Raw genomic sequence first — 17,817 nt, 5'->3', positions numbered from 1 at the left:
CGGTGCCAATCTGGGGCGAAGAAGCGTCAATCTGGGGCGAAGAAGCGCTCCCATTCGGATCGGAGGGCCGCCCGTCGGCATCAGAGAGCCGCCCGTCCAGCTTGGAGAACTGCCCCCAATCTGCGGGGCTGGGAAAGGTTGAGGGCAGTGTTGCCGTCGTCGGCGGGAACCGCCCCCATTCTGCGGGGCTGGGGCTGCCTGCGCCGAAGTCGACGACAAGCCGGGCTAGAATCAGCCGAGGACAAGCCGGGCTAGAATGCCCCAATCTGGGGACTGGGAAGCAGCTCCGAGAGAAAACCGCGCGGAGCGGCAGTCCGTGAAAGCGTGCGGCGGCTCCTGGAGGTCGGCGTCGGCGTTTTGAAGGCGCGCGGAGGCTCTTGAACGCGGGCCTCAGCGCTCGAACGCAGCACGCATGAGGATCTCGTTCTGAGTGGTGTGGGCTCGGGCGATGCCGACCGACGGCGACGCCGAGGCAGGGCGGGAGACAAGCCTTGGCGTGAGCCCGAGCTCGCGAAACACGGTGACGAGGAGGAAGCGCCACGCGCCCATGTTCTCGGGCTCGTCCTGGACCCATACGATCTCGGCGCCGGGGTACTTCGCCAGCTCCGCCCGCAGAGCCTCGGTGGCCAGCGGATAGTACTGCTCGAGCCGGACGATCGCCGTCCGCCAGTCCCCGATCTTCCTGCGGAAATCGGCCAAATCGTAATAGATGCGTCCGGAGCAGAGGAGGACCCGGTCGACGTGGGCTCGCGGCATGTTTCGGGTAGTCGCCTCTCGCGTGGATGTGCCTCCGGCGGGCGCCTCTCGCGTGGATGCGCCTCCGGCGGGTGCCTCTCGTGATGCTCCTCCGGCGCTCGCCTCTCGCGCCGGCGCATCTCCGGCGGGCGCGCCTTTCGAGGCATCGCTTCTGCGGGCTTCATGCTCGGCGTCGTCGCCGATGACCGGGAGGAAGGAACCCCGAATGAAGTCTTCTACCGGCGAGACGACGCCCCGACGTCGCAGAAGCTGTTTCGGCGAGAAAGCAATGAGCGGCCGGCGCGGACGCTCATAAGCCTGCGTGCGCAGCATGTGGAAATGGTTGGCCGGGGTCGACGGTTGGCAGACCCACATGTTGTCTTGCGCACACAGCTGGAGATACCGCTCGATTCGCGCGGAGGAATGGTCGGGCCCCTGGCCTTCGTATCCGTGGGGAAGGAGGAGCACGAGAGACGAATGCTGGTTCCACTTCTGCTCGGCGGATGAGACGAATTCGTCGACAACCGTTTGGGCGCCGTTCGCGAAGTCGCCGAACTGCGCCTCCCACACCACCAGCGCGTCCGGGCGTTCGAGGGAATAGCCGTACTCAAAGGCCATGACCGAATACTCGGAAAGGGGGGAGTCGTAGATCCACAGCTTTGCCTGGTCTTCCGTCAGATGATCGAGGGGCGTCCACTCTGCGCCGGTCTCATGGTCGTGGGAAACCGCGTGCCTTTGGACGAAGGTTCCGCGGCGCACGTCCTGCCCGGACATGCGCACGGGAACCCCTTCGATGAGGAGCGAGCCGAATGCGGCGATCTCTCCCATGCCCCAATCGACGTCTCCGGTGCGCATCATCTTCGCCCTGCGCTCGTAGAGCTGGGTGATCTTCGGGTGAGGCGTGAAGCCGTCGGGGATTTGAAGGTGGGCGTCGCCGATCCTGGCCAGGATCTCGCGGGTGGTCCAGCTGGTCCAGCCGATCATCGTCCCCGCGTCTTCCTGCTGGGCTGCGGGAATCTCGAGGCCTTCGTAGACGCCGGACTTGCCGGCCGCCGCCTCGGCCTCGGCGGCCTTGACCTGCCGGAAGGCGTTGTCGAGGGTCACCCGGTAGTTCTCTTCGAAGGCCTCTGCCTGCTCGGCTGTCATCTCGCCTCGGCCGATGAGCGCCTCCTTGTACAGCTGGCGGGTCGTCCTCTTCGAATCGACCAGGGCGTACATGACCGGCTGGGTCATCGACGGATCGTCGCCTTCGTTGTGTCCGCGGCGTCGATAGCAGACGACGTCGACGATTGCGTCTTTCGAGAAGGCCTGGCGATACTCGTACGCGAGCGCGGCCGCGCGCACGACTGCCTCCGGGTCGTCGCCGTTGACGTGGAAGATCGGTATCTGCAGGCCCTTCGCCACGTCGCTCGCGTAGTTCGAGGAGCGCCCGGAATGGGGGGCGGTTGTGAATCCGATCTGGTTGTTGACGATGATGTGAACGGTTCCGCCGGTGCGGTAGCCGCGAAGCTGCGAAAGATTGAGAACCTCCGGGACGACGCCCTGGCCGGCGAATGCGGCGTCGCCGTGGACGAGAATCGGCAAGACGGCGAAGCCCCGGTCTCCCCGGTCTTGGAGGTCCTGGCGTGCGCGGACGATGCCCTCCAAAACGCCGTTCGCCGCTTCGAGGTGCGAAGGGTTCGCCGCGAGATAGACGCCGGTCGTCTCGCCGGTCGGGGAGGTGTACGTCCCCTCGGTTCCCAGGTGGTACTTGACGTCGCCCGAGCCCTGGACGGTGCGCTCGTCGACGAATCCGTCGAATTCAGTGAAGATCTGCTTGTACTGCTTTCCCGCGATGTTCGTCAGGACGTTGAGCCTTCCCCGGTGGGACATCGAGATCGCAACCGAATCGAGGCCGTCGTGGGCGGCGCGGGAAAGTATGGCGTCAAGCGCGGGAATGAGCGATTCCCCGCCTTCGAGCGAGAAGCGCTTCTGCCCGAGGTACTTGGTGTGCAGGAAGGTCTCGAACGCCTCCGCCTGATTGAGCTTCTCGAGAATCTGAAAGCGCTCGTCGTCGGTGAGCTTGGCGCGCGGGCGCTCGATTCGCTCCTGGAACCAGCGGCGCTGCTCCGGATCCGTGATGTGCATGTACTCGAAGCCGATCGACGCGCAGTATGTCTCTCGCAGCAGCGAAAGCGCATCGCGCAGGGTCATCGAGCCGTTGTCCGTGAAATCCCCGGTGGGAAAGGAGCGGTCTAGGTCCCACGACGTCAGGCCGTAGGACCCGAGGGAAAGGTCCGGGTGGCGGAGGGTGCGGAAAGAGATCGGGTCCGTGTCCGCAATGAGATGCCCCCGCGAGCGATACGCGTGGATGAGGCTCGTCACGCGAGAAGCCTTGTCCAGGTCTTTGAGCGGGTTGTATTCGACGTCGCGCTCGAAGACGAAAGGCTCCGTCGGAACGTGGAGCGAATGGAAGACCCTGTCGTAAAAGCCGTCGAGGCCGGTGAGTTTGCGTTCGATGAGGCGTAGGAACTCGCCCGACGTGGCCCCCTGAATCACGCGGTGGTCGTAGGTGGAGGAGACGGTGACCACTTTGGAGACGCCGAGGCGGGCCAGCACGGCGTCTGACGTGCCGGCGAACTGGGCGGGATAGACCATGGAGCCGACGCCGATGATCGCGCCTTGCCCCGCCATGAGCCGGGGGACGGACTGGGTTGTGCCGATGCCTCCGGGATTTGTGAGCGAGACGGTGGTTCCCGTGAAGTCGTCGATTCCCAAGGCGCCTTCGCGTCCGCGGCGCACGAGGTCTTCGTAAGCGGAGAGGAAATCGCGGAAAGTCATGAGTTCGGCGGCTTTGACGGAAGGCACGACGAGGGTGCGGGAGCCGTCGGGGCGGCGAGCGTCGATCGCGATGCCGAAATTGACGTGCTCGGGATGGCGGACCGCGGGCTTGCCGTCGGCCAGCGCGTACGAGTCGTTCATCTCAGGCATCTGGACGAGCGCCTCAATCGCGGCGAAGGCCACCAGGTGGGTGAAGCTCACCTTGCCGCCCCGAGTGGCCCGCAGCCGCTCGTTGACGATGGCGCGGTTGTCGAACATCGTTTTGGCTGGGATTTCGCGGAACGACGTCGCCGTCGGAATGGCGAGCGAAGCGTCCATGTTGGCCGCGACGGACTTCGCCGTGCCCTTCATGCGGACGGTTTCGCCCGAAGAGATAGGGGTGTCGCTCGCCACCAGCTTGTGCCGCTTGGCATAGGGGGTGAGGGCCGGCTGCGCCGCGGCCGGCGGAGCGGGAGGGAGGTCCGAACGGGTGGAGACCGAGTCCGGGGCCGCCTGCCGGGAGTCGTTCTGGGAGTGAATCTCGATTTGCGCCTTGGCGGTGTCGGGATCCGCCCGTCTGTGCACGGGGCGCCCCTCGGCGCGCCATCTTCTGAAGAGGTCGCCCCACTGCGGAGGGACGGCAGACGGATTCTTGAGGAAGTCGGCGTAGAGATCCTCGATGAAGCCGCGGTTGGGCCCGAAGTCGTCGTGTGGCTGCGTTGACACTGTTTTCCCCACTCCTTTGGAATTCGACACATTAAGGCTACGGGACTTGGCGACGAGTTTCATGCGTCAAAAGTGATGTGTACTTCTAAAACCGACGTCGACCGCAGATACATGCGATATTTGTAGGAGTGATTTAAAAGGGAGTGAGGGGGCGTTTGGGAAAACGTCCCGCCATTGAGAAGGTCGTCTCGGCCGTCGTCGCGTGAAGCGGGTGGTGGCCTTTCGGCGGGTCCGTTATCATTTTGTAATGGAGTCACCGGAAAATCACGTAGAACCGGAGGATGATGGGCAGGCACGCACTTAACACCGAGCCGCAGGCTCAGGTTCAGGCTGCCCGGACGCGCCGTTCGGGTGTTAGGCAGGAGACCCCGAGCCTCAACCGCCGCCAGGTGCGGTTGGCTCGCGAGATGGAAGAAGCTGCCGAAGCACGCAAGGCGAGGCGGGCAGAGCACCGTGAGGCTGAGAATCGCGCGCGCCAGGAGGCGGAGCGTGCGAGGATCGCCGAGGAGGAAGCTCGGTTAGAAGAGATTTCGCGAAGGGTTGAGGCCGCGCGCAAGGCCGAAGAGGTCCGCGAGGCTGAAGAAGCCCGCAAGCTGGAGGAGGCGCGTCGGGCTGAAGAGGCCAGGCGGGCCGAGGAAACCCGCAAGGCTGAAGAGGCCCGCAAGCTGGAGGAGCTTCGCAAGGAGCGCGCGGCGCGGAGGGCCGCACGCAAACTCGAGGAAGTCCGCCGCGCCGAGGAAGCGCGCAAGGCCGAGGAGGCCCGCAAGCTGGAGGAGCTTCGCAAGGAGCGCGCGGCGCGGAGGGCCGCACGCGAGGAAGCTCGTCGCGCCGAAGAGGCACAGAGAGCTGAAGAGGCCCGTAAGGCTGAGGAGGCGCGCGAAGCCGAAGAGACCAGGCGCGCCGAAGAGGCGCGCAAGGCTGAGGAGGCGCGTCGGGCGGAGGAAGAGCAAGAGGCCGAGGCGATTCGCCAGGCCGAAGAGGTGCGGCGGAAAACCGAGGAGGCCCGGAAGGCTCAGGAAGCCCAGAAGGCAAAGGCCGCAGCCGCCGGACCCGCGGGAAGCAGCCCGTTCGCCGTCATTACGAGGCGTCTGGAGATCGTCCGACAGGCGGAGGCGGACCGCAAAGCCGAGGAGGCGCGCAAGGAGCGCGAGGCCAAGAAGGCCGCTCGCCTGGAGAAGTCCCGCAGGGCGCAACAGCTGCGGGAACAGGAGGCCGAGGCGTCGCGAAAAGCGGCGGAGGCCCGCGCCGCCGATGAGCAACGCGCCGAAGACGAGCGCAGGGCCGCCGAGGAGCGTCGCGCAGATCAAGAAACCGTGAGCCAAGAGGCTCGCCGGGAGCGCAGGCGGCAGCAGGCCGAGTTGGCGCGGAAGATCCTCGAGGCCGAACGTGAGGCCGAGGCCGCGGCAGCGGCCTTCGACAGCGAGGCCGGGGCGAATGAGTCCGACGAGGAGACCGCCGTTCTCACCCGCAACGAGATCAGCGACGCCATTTCCGAAGGCGCGCAGATGTCCCGTTTGGAGCGTCGGCGCAGAAGCGGCAAAGCAGGAAGGGCCGCCGCGCAGGCGAAGGCCCCGGCAGACGCGAAGGACGGAAAAGCTGCAAAGGACGGCAGGGGCGCCAAGGGGAAAATCGCCAAGGCGGACTCCGAGCGCGCCGCGAGCGAGCAGCCGGCTTCCTTCGGATCGAAGAAGTGGGCTATCCAGGGCGTGGCGGCCGGCGTCGCGACGCTGGTGGCCGTAGGCGTGCCGATTCTTGCAACGAACAACACGCCGGCGACCGCCGCGCAGAACAATCTCTCTCGCTCCTACATCGGCGGCGAGACGAAAGAGAAGGCCGACGTTCCTGCCGCTCTCACCGGCGACGCCAACGCGCAGGCCCGCTCGATGGCCAACGAATTCTCTCATCAGGCCAAAGAGAACGAGAGCGGCAACGAGACGACCACCTGCTCCGCCGCCGGGGCGGCCGGGGCGCGGGCGGCATTCGCTGGCTCTCGCCAAGGCGGTCAAATCGTCATGCCCCTCCAGCAAGGCGTTTATCGTTTGACGTCGGCCTTCGGATACCGCGTCGACCCGATTTACGGCGACGTCTCGATGCACGCCGGCCAGGATTTCGCGGCGCCGATGGGAACGCCGATCCACGCCGTCGCCGACGGCGTCGTCACCCACGCCGGCGCCGGGATTCAAGGGCGTTCGAGCAACCTCATCATCGTCAAGCACGAGATCGGCGGCAAGACGTACTACACGTGGTACATCCACATGTACGACAACGGGGTTCTCGTCAAGAAGGGCGACACGGTCAAGGCGGGCCAGGTCATCGGAAAGGTGGGCTCCAACGGCAATTCCACCGGTCCGCACCTGCACCTGGAGGTGCACGACCAAAACGACAAGCTCATGAACCCCGTCCAGTTCCTGAAGGATCAGAAGGCGGTCGACGCCTCGCAGGTTTGCGGCTGATGCGATGCTCTATCCCATCGGCGCCCCTATCGTCGTCGCCCACCGCGGCGGCGCCGGGGAGTGCCCGGAGAACACCGCTGAGGCCTTCCTGACCATGGGCGAGCGAGGTTTCCGCTACCTGGAGACCGACGCTCGCGCCACACTCGACGGCGTCGCCGTCCTCTGCCACGATGCGACCCTGGACCGAACCGTCGGCGCCGCCGGGAAGGTCCGCGGCTACACGTGGAGGGAGCTCGCCAGGGTTCGCGGCGGCGGACCGGCGGTCTTGCGCGTGGACGAGGCGCTCGAAAGACACCCCGACGCCGTTTTCAACATCGACGCGAAGTCCGACGACGTCGCAGCCCCGCTCGCCCGAGCGATACGCGAGGCGGGCGCCCAGAGCAGGGTGTGCGTCGCGAGCTTTTCGGAGCGCCGGCTGCGGCGCTTGCGAGGCGAGCTGCCGGGGGCCGCGAGCTCGCTGGGCATAGGCGCCATCGCCAGGATCGTCGCGGCTTCGCGAACAAGGACGGGGGCGGCGCGTCGGCGTCTGCTCAAGGGCCTTCCCGACGCTCAAGTCGCCCAAGTCCCGCTTTCCTTCCGCGGGGTTCGCGTGCTGACGGAGAGATTCGTCGCATCGGCGCACGAGGCGGGGATCGCGGTCCACGCGTGGACGATCGACGACGTCGATGCCGCCGCCCGGCTTCTCGACATGGGCGTGGACGGCATCATCACGGACGTTCCGACTGCGATGTACGAGGGGCTGCGGGAACGAGGGCTCCCGGTCAGCCGCTCGTAGCGACGCCCCGGTTCCCAGCCGCGCCCCGGTTCGTAGCGGCATCCGAGTTCATAGGCTGTACCCCAAACAGGATTCGAACCTGCGACCTTTTGCTCCGGAGGCAAACGCTCTATCCACTGAGCTATTGGGGCCTGAGAAGTAACTTTAGCAGCTATGACCGAGTTCGCGCTTCCCGGGGCGGCCCGTTCGCGAGAATGTGTCGGAGCCGCCGCGTAGAATTGCGCGCATGACACCCGAAGAACTCAGTCGGCTTGTCGCCGACGAACTTGCCTCCGCCGTCGCCGACGGCACTCTGACGATCGAGGGCGAGCTGCCCGTCGTGAAGGTGGAGCGCCCTCGGTCTCGCGAGCACGGCGACTGGGCCACGAACGTCGCGATGCAGCTGGCCAAGCGCGCCGGGAGGAATCCGCGCGAACTGGGCGAGCTCCTCGCGGCGCGGATCGCTGCGCACGACGGGGTGGAGGAAGCCGAAGTCGCAGGTCCCGGGTTCGTCAACATACGGCTCTCCGCCGCATCGGTCGGCGAGCTCGCCCGGGCTGTCGTCGAGGCGGGCGGCTCCTACGGGCGCACGGAAGGCGGCGCCGGCAAGACGGTCAATCTCGAGTACGTCTCGGCCAATCCCACCGGCCCCCTCCACATCGGCGGAGCGCGCTGGGCCGCCGTCGGCGATTCGCTCGCTCGGATCCTCGAGTTTTCGGGGGCGAAAGTCGTCAAGGAATATTACTTCAACGACCACGGCAATCAGATCGACCGTTTCGCCGCGTCCCTCCTGGCGCGAGCGCGTGGCGAGGACGTCCCCGAGGACGGATACGGCGGGCAGTACGTCACGGAGATCGCCGAGAGGGTCGTCGCCGATTCAATCGCCGACGGCGAACCGGATCCGCGCGAGCTCCCCGACGAGCAGGCCCACGAGGCTTTCCGTTCGCGAGGCGTCGAGCTGATGTTCGCAGAAATCAAGTCTTCGCTCCACGATTTCCGCTCCGATTTCGACGTCTTCTTCCACGAGGATTCGCTCCACGAATCGGGTGCGGTCTCCAAGGCGATCGAGCGTCTGCGCAAGCGCGGCGTCGTCTATGAAAAAGAAGGCGCCCTGTGGCTTCGCACGACAGACTTCGGCGACGACAAGGACAGGGTGATTGTCAAATCCGACGGCGAAGCAGCCTATTTTGCGGGCGACCTCGCCTATTATCTCGACAAGCGCGCCCGCGGCGCGGACAACTGCGTCTACATGCTCGGCGCCGACCATCACGGGTACATCGGCCGCATGTACGCCATGGCCAGAGCCTACGGCGATACGGCCGGGCCGGGCGAGAACATGGAGATCCTCATCGGCCAGCTGGTCAACCTCGTCCGCAGCGGCGTCCCCGTGCGCATGTCCAAGAGGGCGGGAACCGTCGTGACGCTTGAGGACCTCGTCGACGCCGTCGGCGTGGACGCGGCCCGTTATTCGCTCGTCCGGGCATCCGTGGACACGACGCTCGACCTCGACCTCGACCTCGTCGCCTCCCGCACGAACGACAACCCCGTCTACTACGTCCAATACGCCCACGCGCGCACGTGCTCGGTGGCGTCGAACGCCGCCTCCCACGGCGTCAGGCGCGAGGACGGATTTGCCCCCGGTCTGCTCGACGCCATCGATTCCGAGCTTCTCGGCACGCTTGCGCGCTTTCCGGACGTCGCAGCACAGTCGGCGATTCTTCGCGAGCCCCACCGCGTCGCGCGCTACCTCGAGGAGGTTGCGGCCGCATACCATACATGGTATGGTAAAGCTCGGGTCACACCTCGCGCGGAAGAGGAGGTCGCCGATCTTCACAGAACGCGCTTGTGGGTGAACGACGCCGCGGGCGTGGTTCTTGCCAACGGGCTGGGCCTGCTCGGCGTCGGCGCTCCGGAGAGGATGTAGTGCTTATATGAATCTCGAAAACCTTCCCGCGGCCGAACCCGACGGTTCGTTGGACGGGCTGTGGCCCTCGTCGGCCCGCCGCGTCGGCGGCGAGATCGCGATCGGCGGCGTCGGCGTGAGCGAGTTGGCGGCGGAGTACGGAACGCCGCTTTACGTTCTTGACGAGGACGTGCTGCGCGCCCGGGCGCGCGCCTGGAAAGAGGCCATGGACGAGGCCTTCTCCCGCCTTCGGGGGGCTGACGTCTATTACGCAGGCAAGGCTTTTTTGTGCGTCGCTGTAGCCAAGGCCGTCGCACACGAGGGGCTCGCCGTGGACGCCTGTTCCGAGGGGGAGCTTCGCACGGCGCTGGCTGCGGGCGTTCCGGGCAGCCGCATCGGGATGCACGGCAACAACAAGTCGCGCGAAGAAGTCGAGCTCGCTCTGCGGGCGGAAGTCGGGCACTTCGTCGTCGATTCTTTGGCCGAGTTGGAGTTCGTCGATTCGATCGCGCGCGACGAGGGTGCCGTCGCCTCCGTCATGCTCAGGGTGACGACCGGGGTGCACGCCGGCGGCCACGAATACATGTCCACCGCTGTGGAGGATCAAAAATTCGGTCTGTCGATCGCGAGCGGCGCCGCTTGGCAGGCCGTCGAGAAAACGGTGAACGCGCCGAATTTGCGGCTCGTCGGCCTGCATTCGCACATCGGTTCGCAGATCCTGGTCGTCGAGGCCTTCGAGGAAGCCGCACGCGCGGTGCTCGACTTGCGTGCCCGGGTCCATCGCGAGATCGGATTGGAGCTTCGCGAGGTCGATTTCGGCGGAGGCTATGGCATCCGCTACACGGGCGGCGACTCGGCTCCCCCGAGCCCCGCGCAATTGGCAAGTGCCCTCGCGTCCGTCGTCGCTTCGCATTCCGCGGAGTCGGGGATCGAGCCGCCGAGGGTTTCGATCGAGCCGGGACGCAACATCGTGGGCCCCGCGGGCGTGACTCTCTACACGGTGGGGACGGTCAAAACGGTCGAATTGGAGGACGGGCCGCGTCGCTATGTTTCCGTCGACGGCGGGATGAGCGACAATATTCGGCCTGCCTTGTACGACGCCGCGTACACGGCCGCCCTCGCGTCTCGCGAGGGGGAAGGTCGCGTGAGAAGCAGGGTCGTCGGCAAGCATTGCGAGAGCGGGGACATCGTGGTGCGCGACGTGTCGCTGCCCGAGGACCTCGCGGCGGGCGACATTCTGGCCGTCCCCGCCACCGGTGCGTACGGACGGTCGATGGCCTCGAATTACAATCACGTGCCGCGTCCGGGCGTGGTGGCCGTTCGAGGCGGTGCGTCGCGCTGGATTGTGCGCCGCGAGACTGTGGAAGACCTCCTCGCCCTCGACGCCGACTACCTCCGCCGCGGCGAGGACTGAGGCTGAGGGGAGGGCTGAGGATTGCGGCCGCGGCAAGGACTGAGGCTGCGATGCAGCAGGATAAGAAGCGGCGCAGCAGGCTAAGAAGTCGCCGACTGCGCCGGATCCAGCAGGTCAAGCGCCGGGCGTAGGTCCGAGACCGGGATCTGGCCCGGCGCCGAGCCTTTGCCGACGGCTGCGAACGTGGCGCATGAACCGAAAACGCCGCCCGCGATGCGCGAGAGCGTCCCGATCGGTCCCATCGCCACCGTGATGAGGGGACGGTCGAAAGTACGCGAGGCCTGATGCGTCGCGCTTAGGAGAACGAGCAGATCGTCTACGGAGTTAGGCATGCAGGCGAGCTTGAGAACGTCCGCCCCGGCGGCGTCCATGGCCCCGAGCCGCGAGATGATCTCCTCTGACGTCGGCGTGGCGTGAAAATCGTGGTAGGAGGCCACGACGGCCACGTTTGCCCCGTGAGCGCCGTCAATGACTTCCCTCACTGTCGATTCGTCGCGGAATGCTTCGACGTCGATCGCGCTGACCTTTCCCGATCGAGCGACGGCCAGGAGCAGATCCCGGTAGGCGGAGGCCTCAATCGCCTTTCCTCCTTCGTCCGCGGTGCGGAAAGTCGCCAAGACGGGCAGATCGGCGGAGCCCGCAAGCATTTCGAGGGCTGAGAGGACGTCAATCGAAGGGGAAAGGAAATCCATCCGCCATTCGACGACGTCGACGCCGTTCCACGCGCCGCTCGCGGTTTGCCCGCCGAGCTTCGCGATGCTCGCGGTTTGCTCGGAGATTTCGTTGAAAGTCTCCGCCGTGACGGGGACGATGACCTTCGTCCGGCCTTCGCCGAGAACGACGCCGCCGAGGGTCGCCGTCTTTTTTCCGCTGCTCATGCCGTCGCCTTTCTCGACTGTTTCTCAGACTTGGATTCTCCGAACTCGCATCCGCGGGGATTCGCATCCGCCCGGACTCAGATTGAACCGGGATTCGATTCTCCCAGAATTTCGTCAAGAAGGCTTGTGCGGCGGCGCGGCGCGCGAAGGCGCGAACATCGCGCATAGGCAAGGGCTGTGTGCGCCCAGGTGACCGCTGCGCCTCGATGACACGTGGCGAGAGGCTGCGGATAGGAGAGGGGCCTGTGGGCAGAGAGGCTTTGGACAGGCGAGGCGCCAGTGGACAGGGGGCTGCAGACAGGAGAGGCGCCAGTGGACAGGGGGCTGCAGACAGGAGAGGCGCCAGTGGACAGGGGGCTGCAGACGGGCGAGAGGCTGCGGATTGGCGAGAAGCTGTGGATAGACGAGCCTCATCGGCCCGATGGCGGTAAGCTACTTCCAGCGAAAGGAGAACAGTGACCGTCGTTAAAATCGCCCTTCTCGGAGCGGGAACCGTGGGAACCCAGGTCGCCCGCCTGCTTTCGGAGCAAAAGGAGGACCTCGCCGCCAGATCGGGCGCTCAGCTCGAGCTCGTGGGAATCGCTGTGAGGGATGTCTCAGCTCCTCGCGATCCCGCCGTCGACAGGTCCCTTCTGACGGACGATCCCGAGTCGATCATCGACGAGGCCGACGTCGTCATTGAGCTCATGGGCGGAATCGAACCCGCGCGCGCCTACATTCTTCGGGCGTTCGCCGCGGGCGCATCGGTCGTCACGGGCAACAAGGCGCTTCTCGCGGCCCACGGCCCCGAACTTTACGAGGCCGCGGCGCAGGCCGACGTCGACCTTTACTACGAGGCCGCGGTGGCGGGCGCGGTCCCCGTCGTCTACGGACTGCGCGAATCGCTTGCGGGCGACAGGATCACCGCCGTCTTGGGCATCGTCAACGGCACAACGAACTACATTCTCGACGAGATGACCGTAAAGGGCCTCGATTTTGACGAAGCGCTCGCCAAAGCGCAGGAGCTGGGCTACGCGGAGGCCGACCCCACCGCCGACGTCGACGGCCTCGACGCCGCGGCCAAGTGCGCGATTCTAGCCTCGCTCGCCTTCCACACCCGTGTGAGCATCGACGACGTGCACGTCCACGGCATTCGCTCAATAGCGAAGGCGGACATCGAATCCGCCGGACGTTCGGGGTGCGTGGTGAAGCTTGTGGCGTCGGCCAAGCGCCGCCCCGAAGGCATCGAGTTGCACGTCGGCCCGACCCTCGTTCCGCTCGACCACCCGCTGGCCTCCGTTCGCGGGGCGTTCAATGCGGTCGTCATCGAGGCAGAAGCGGCCGATCGGCTCATGTTCTACGGTCCGGGGGCCGGGGGAGCGCCGACGGCCTCGGCCGTCCTCTCCGACGTCGTCGCCGCCGCCTCGCACAAGGTCGACGGCGGGCGCGCCCCGCGCGAACTCATATACGGGGACATTCCGGTGCTCGAAGCCTCGCGCGGCCGTTCGAGCTTCCAGGCGGAGTTCGCCGTGCGCGACGAAATCGGTGTGTTGACGAAGGTCACAGGGGTGTTCGCCGCACACGGCGTCTCGATCAGGGCCGTCGTCCAGACGGTCGGAGAAGACGGGCTGGCGCGTCTGACTGTCAACACGCACGAAGCCCTCCAAGCGGATCTCGAGGCGACTTTGGCCGAGCTGGCCGACGCCGAGTTCATTTCCGAGGTTCACAACGTCAACCGAGTGGAGGAATCCTGATGGCGCATCAGTGGCAGGGGCTCATTCGCGAGTATGCCGATTGGCTCCCCTTCGACGACGGCGATCCGATCGTCACCCTGAAGGAAGGCGGGACCCCGCTCGTCCACGCTCGCGCCCTTGACTCGCGAACAGGGGCTTCCGTCTACGTCAAGGTCGAAGGCGCCAACCCCACGGGCTCCTTCAAGGACCGCGGGATGACGACTGCCATTTCCCAGGTGCTGACAACCGACGCAAAAGTCGTCGCGTGCGCCTCGACGGGCAACACGTCGGCTTCGGCCGCGGCCTATGCGGCAGCCGCAGGTTTGAGCGCCGCCGTCATCTTGCCCGCGGGCAAGATCGCCGCCGGGAAGCTTGCTCAGGCGATCGTCCACGGCGCCACGCTCGTCGCCGTCGACGGGAACTTCGACGATTGCTTGAGGATCGTCCGCGAACTGACCGAAAGCCATCCCGTCGCCCTCGTCAATTCCGTCAATCCATACCGGCTTCAAGGGCAGAAAACAGCCGCGTTCGAGATCGTCGACGAGCTGGGCGACGCTCCCGACATCCACGTGCTTCCGGTGGGCAACGCCGGAAACATCAGCGCGTACTGGATGGGCTATTGCGAATACGCAGGCCGCACCGCTCTCACCTCGATGGCCCGCACCGCCGGAGCGGCCCCCGTTTCGACGAAGACGCCTCAGATGTGGGGCGTCCAGGCGTGGGGCGCCGCGCCGCTCGTGCTCGGCCACGTCGTCGAGAACCCGGAGACCGTCGCCACAGCCATCAGAATTGGAAATCCGGCGTCGTGGAAGTACGCCGAGGCCGCCCGCGACGATTCGCGGGGATGGATCGACAGGGTGACCGACGAGCAGATCCTTCAAGCTCAATCGATCCTCGCCGCAGAGACGGGCGTTTTCGTCGAACCGGGGTCGGCCGCTTCCGTCGCTGGGCTTTTGCAGGCTGCTGAGCAGGGGAAGGTGCCTGAAGGCGCGACGATCGTGTGCACCGTCACGGGCAACGGCCTCAAGGACACGGCCACCGCGCTCGAGGGGCGCGAATTGTCTTTCGACCCGGTTGCGCCCACTCTCGAGGCGGTTGCGTCCGCTTTGGATTTGTGATGCACATCGTACGGGCGACGGCGGGAGTGAGGGTTCCCGCCACATCCGGGAATCTGGGGCCGGGGTTCGACTGCCTCGGACTTGCCCACAACGTGTGGGACGAAGTCCACGTGCGGTTGACCACCGGGTCCACGCGCGTCCATATTCTGGGCGAGGGCCGGGGGGCGCTGCCCACCGACGATTCCCACCTCATCGTCAGGGCGATGAGGCGTGGCTTCGACGCTGCGGGGCTCCCGCAAGCAGGAATCGAGCTCAATTGCCGCAACGGAATCGCCCAGGGAAGGGGACTTGGATCGAGCGCTGCTGCGGTTGTCGCGGGGCTCATGCTCGTGCGAGGCCTTGTCGACGAACCCGAGCTTTTCGACGACGACGCAGTCCTGCGCCTCGCCACGGAATTCGAGGGGCACCCCGACAATGCGGCGCCTGCGCTCCACGGCGGGGCCGTTCTCTCATGGATGACGGACGAGGGGCCCAAGGCCGCGAAGATCGACGTTGCAAAAGAGATAAAGACCACCCTTTTGGTTCCAGAAGCGGAATTGGCCACCGAAGCCGCGCGCTCCGTCTTGCCGTCGGATGTGCCCCACGGGGACGCGGCTTTCAACGCGTCCAGGGCAGCCATGCTGGTCCTCGCGCTTCAAGGGAGGCCGGACTTGCTCCTCGAGGCGACCGGCGACCGCCTGCATCAGCGCTACCGGGCCGATTCCATGCCGGAATCGGCTGAAGTCCTTCGGGCCTTGCGCGAGGCAGAATGGCCCGCTGTCGTTTCCGGGGCGGGCCCTTCGGTGCTCGTTTTCGACAAGTTGGACCGGCGCACGCGGGATTTGCTCGCCGCCCGGGGATTCAGATCGATTACCGCGGGAATCGGCAGCGGTGCGCACCTCATTGAAGAATCGCGATGAAATGGTAGGACGGTCCGTTGAAATGCGGTGGACGCAGAGGGTCGTGGAAAGGAGAAGACGCGCCGGTTGGGGAGAAGAACTCACCGGGAATTTCCTCAAAATGTAGGTACTGATAAAAAATGCTGCTATTCTAGAACCAGCTCGGAGAGACCAGAGGCGTCCCCGGCTATTCCCTTCACCGAAATTACGCACATTCGGTGTTACTCCCCCACAAGTCGATTGTCGACATAGGCCGACAATCCGAGGAAGGAACCTCGTGAGCCAAATCAACCTGGGCGCGGTATCGACCATGCGCCTGCCCGAATTACGGGAAGCGGCTAAAGCTCTGGGTCTTGAGGTTGACCCGAAAGCCAAGAAGGCAGATCTTGTCGCCGCGATTCGATCCGTAACGGGACCGGCGCGGCGCGGACGCCCGCCTAAAAACAGGACCGAGATCAAGGTGCGCTACGAAGCCCCCAAGATCAAGGCCGACGCCGCCAAATCGGCCTCTGGCGAGGCCAATCCGCTCGCCGGGCGGGTCAACGCGGCCCCTGCTTCCGCCGGTGCAAATGCGGCCAAAGGAGGCGACGCAGGCGCCTCGGCCGGAGCCAAGCCTGCCAAGGAAAAGGAAAAGGTCGAAACCAACACCCCATTCGAATGGCCCGCAGCCCGGGACGCGCACAATCCGAGCGGCAGCGGCGACAATTCGAACGGCCGCGACAATTCGAACGGCGGCGACAATTCGAGCGACAACGCCCAGGATCGGAACGGCGCCAAGGCGGCCGGGCAGGATGGTTTCAAGCCTGAAAATCGTTCCGATGACCGCGGCTCCCAGGGGAGCGATCGCGGAAGCCAGGGATCGGATCGCAGCGCCCAGGGACCGCGAGTTCGCCGTCGCGGCCCTCGCGACGGGGAGATCGACATCGTTCTGCCCGAATCCAAGGGTTCCGAAGACAAGCCCGAACATCTTTCGCGGCGTCAGAGGCGCGAACGCAACGAGCGTGTGGCGCGCGAGCGCGCCGAACGCAACAACGAGCGCAATGGCAGGGGAAAGAACCGCGACGATCGCGGGCGCGACGGCGGCATGACCGAATCCGACAAGCGCGCGGCGCTCGACGCGATCGGAGATGCGGCGGAGCGCCGCGCGGGCGGGGACGACACGGCGTCCGACCGTCGGTCGCGCAACCGCAACAGGAACCGCAATCGCGACCGCAGCGAGTTTCAGGAGGCCACGCAGCGCGACGACGAGGACCTTCTGCAAGTCGCCGGCATCCTCGACTTCGAAGGGAACAACGCCTTCCTCCGCACCGGAGGGTATCTTCCGGGCGGGAACGACGCCGCGGTCTCCCAGCAGATCGTCAAGCAGCATGGGCTGCGCCGCGGCGACGCCATCGTCGGCGCGGTCCGGCCGCGCACCGAGGCCGATCAGCATTACAACAACCGCAACCGCAATCGCAACCGCAACCATTACAATCAGCTCAACCAGCTCGTTCAGATCGACACGATCAATTCCCTCGACGTCGAACGTTCGCTCACGCGGCCCGAGTTCAACAAACTCACCCCGCTCTACCCGCAGGACATGCTGCGTTTGGAGACGACGCCGAAGGCCATGACGCCACGCGCGATCGACCTCGTCGCCCCGATCGGAAAGGGCCAGCGCGGCCTCATCGTCGCCCCGCCGAAGGCGGGAAAGACGATGGTGATGCAGCAGATAGCCATGGCAATCGCGTCGAACAATCCGCGCGTCCACCTCATGGTGGTTCTCGTTGACGAGCGCCCCGAGGAAGTCACGGACATGAAGCGCCTGGTCAAGGGGGAGGTCATCGCCTCGACCTTCGACCGCCCGGCCTCCGACCACACGATCGTCGCCGAGCTCGCCATCGAACGGGCCAAGCGCCTCGTGGAGCTCGGCCAAGACGTCGTCGTGCTCCTCGACTCGCTTACCAGGCTCTCTCGCGCCTACAACCTCGCGGCTCCCGCCTCGGGGCGCATCCTTTCGGGAGGCGTCGACGCCGCTGCCCTCTACCCGCCGAAGAAGTTCTTCGGAGCGGCCCGCAACATCGAAAACGGGGGGTCCTTGACGATCATCGCCTCGGCGCTCGTCGAAACCGGCTCGAAGATGGACGAGGTGATTTTCGAGGAGTTCAAGGGCACGGGAAACATGGAGCTGCGCCTGTCGCGCCAGTTGGCGGATCGGCGCATCTTCCCGGCGATCGACGTCAACGCCTCCGGCACGCGCCGCGAGGAGCTGCTCTTCAGCCAGGAGGAACTCAAGGTCATCTGGCAGCTGCGCCGGGCCCTTGGAACGCTCGATGTGGCGGAGGCCTCCGATTTTATGCTCGGGCGTCTGCGCAAGACCGAGTCGAATGCGGAATTCCTCGTGCAGATCATGAAGTCAATGCAGGCGAATTGATCTGCGCTGCAGGCAGCGCCGGCAGCGCCGCGAT

The 17,817-nt window shown here is 65.9% G+C and carries 10 protein-coding genes and 1 tRNA gene; 8 read left to right on the top strand and 3 right to left on the bottom strand.

The features are described 5' to 3' along the window. Window positions 1-390: 390 nt before the first annotated feature. Window positions 391-4,323 (bottom strand): multifunctional oxoglutarate decarboxylase/oxoglutarate dehydrogenase thiamine pyrophosphate-binding subunit/dihydrolipoyllysine-residue succinyltransferase subunit, encoded by a 3,933-nt coding sequence (locus A4H34_RS08370; RefSeq protein ID WP_064231792.1) that lies wholly within the window; start codon window positions 4,321-4,323, stop codon window positions 391-393. Window positions 4,324-4,541: 218 nt separating this feature from the next. Here A4H34_RS08370 and A4H34_RS08365 point away from each other — a divergent pair, with 218 nt between their 5' ends. After that, window positions 4,542-6,713, top strand: a complete 2,172-nt coding sequence (locus tag A4H34_RS08365) for a M23 family metallopeptidase (RefSeq protein WP_156510301.1) — start codon at window positions 4,542-4,544, stop codon at window positions 6,711-6,713. A gap of 4 nt (window positions 6,714-6,717) precedes the next feature. Next, window positions 6,718-7,488, top strand: a complete 771-nt coding sequence (locus A4H34_RS08360) for a glycerophosphodiester phosphodiesterase family protein (protein ID WP_064231790.1) — start codon at window positions 6,718-6,720, stop codon at window positions 7,486-7,488. A 58-nt stretch (window positions 7,489-7,546) separates the two neighbouring features. Here the strand turns inward: A4H34_RS08360 and A4H34_RS08355 are convergent. Continuing rightward, window positions 7,547-7,619, bottom strand: a tRNA-Arg gene (locus A4H34_RS08355). A 95-nt stretch (window positions 7,620-7,714) separates the two neighbouring features. Between A4H34_RS08355 and argS the strand changes: the two genes are divergently transcribed. Further along, entirely contained in the window at window positions 7,715-9,391 is a 1,677-nt protein-coding gene (argS, locus tag A4H34_RS08350; protein ID WP_064231789.1) for an arginine--tRNA ligase, read from the top strand. A 7-nt stretch (window positions 9,392-9,398) separates the two neighbouring features. Beyond that, window positions 9,399-10,784 (top strand): diaminopimelate decarboxylase, encoded by a 1,386-nt coding sequence (lysA, locus tag A4H34_RS08345; protein ID WP_064231788.1) that lies wholly within the window; start codon window positions 9,399-9,401, stop codon window positions 10,782-10,784. Between the two features lie 80 nt (window positions 10,785-10,864). On the opposite strand, the gene aroD is transcribed toward lysA, so the two are convergent. After that, window positions 10,865-11,662 (bottom strand): type I 3-dehydroquinate dehydratase, encoded by a 798-nt coding sequence (gene aroD, locus A4H34_RS08340; RefSeq protein ID WP_064231787.1) that lies wholly within the window; start codon window positions 11,660-11,662, stop codon window positions 10,865-10,867. A gap of 455 nt (window positions 11,663-12,117) precedes the next feature. Between aroD and A4H34_RS08335 the strand changes: the two genes are divergently transcribed. The 4 genes from A4H34_RS08335 to rho all read left to right on the top strand — a co-directional run bounded on the left by A4H34_RS08335 (window position 12,118) and on the right by rho (window position 17,783). Next, entirely contained in the window at window positions 12,118-13,395 is a 1,278-nt protein-coding gene (locus A4H34_RS08335) for a homoserine dehydrogenase (RefSeq protein ID WP_009200100.1), read from the top strand. After that, a complete protein-coding gene (gene thrC / locus A4H34_RS08330) occupies window positions 13,395-14,492 on the top strand; it encodes a threonine synthase (protein WP_064231786.1) in 1,098 nt (365 codons plus the stop codon). The genes A4H34_RS08335 and thrC overlap by 1 nt, the downstream gene beginning before the upstream one ends. Next, window positions 14,492-15,391 carry a homoserine kinase gene (gene thrB / locus A4H34_RS08325; RefSeq protein ID WP_009200102.1) on the top strand — a complete coding sequence of 300 codons (900 nt, stop codon included), beginning with the start codon at window positions 14,492-14,494 and terminating at the stop codon, window positions 15,389-15,391. The genes thrC and thrB overlap by 1 nt, the downstream gene beginning before the upstream one ends. Window positions 15,392-15,647: 256 nt before the next feature. Next, a complete protein-coding gene (rho, locus tag A4H34_RS08320) occupies window positions 15,648-17,783 on the top strand; it encodes a transcription termination factor Rho (RefSeq protein ID WP_407946324.1) in 2,136 nt (711 codons plus the stop codon). The last annotated feature ends 34 nt before the right edge of the window (window positions 17,784-17,817 follow it).

Source organism: Peptidiphaga gingivicola (genome assembly GCF_001652275.1).
Classification (GTDB): Bacteria; Actinomycetota; Actinomycetes; order Actinomycetales; family Actinomycetaceae; genus Peptidiphaga; species Peptidiphaga gingivicola.
Note: the sequence above shows the minus strand (reverse complement) of the source record. Positions and strands in the feature narration are given on the sequence as shown.